Origin of the sequence: Aliifodinibius sp. S!AR15-10, assembly GCF_031569985.1 — a bacterium.
Taxonomy (GTDB): Bacteria; Bacteroidota; Rhodothermia; order Balneolales; family Balneolaceae; genus JAMQKA01.
The window spans coordinates 1-557 of the sequence record NZ_JAMQKA010000133.1; the positions used below are offsets into that span (position 1 = coordinate 1).

Here is a 557-nt window from a genome sequence, read left to right on the forward strand (position 1 = left end):
ACCGGATGATTCTACAGTCAGCGGTTGAACCTGAACGGTACTACCACTCTCAAGTTCACCGGTTATAAACGTCTTCCACTGCTGGCCGCTTTTTTCTGCCATTATAATAACCTGCTGGCCTGAATTGACAACGGCTTCAGCATCGATATTTAACATGAACTCTCCCTCTGCGTTTGTCTCGGTCTCAGCACCGGAAATAGTTTCCAGGCTTCCGTCAGAGGAAATTCGTGCTGCCGTTACGGTTGCTCCCTCAACGGCTGCAGCCGTGGTTGGACTCGAGTACTTGGCTTTATTTTGTTTATTCTGATCTTGAACTTGTCCTTCAACTGCAGCGGATCCTTCACCAGGACCTGCAGAGTTGTTATCACAAGCTGTACCTGCCAATGTGATAGCTAATACTATCAGTAATGATGGTATCTTTAAATGTTTCATAGAGGCCTTTGAATTACCTGCCGATTTGGGTCGTGTTTAATTTTGCGGGTACAAATAGGTAAAAACCGGCAAAATAATCCATAAATGCACCTTGCATTTTTCGTTTTAGGCCGAAATATCGGCCT

At 45.1% G+C, this 557-nt stretch carries 1 protein-coding gene; it reads right to left on the bottom strand.

What is annotated here, in order from left to right:
* The coding region (locus tag NC796_RS26670; RefSeq protein ID WP_310688945.1) for a hypothetical protein at positions 1–432 on the bottom strand (432 nt) is incomplete at its 3' end.
* Positions 433–557: the final 125 nt, after the last annotated feature.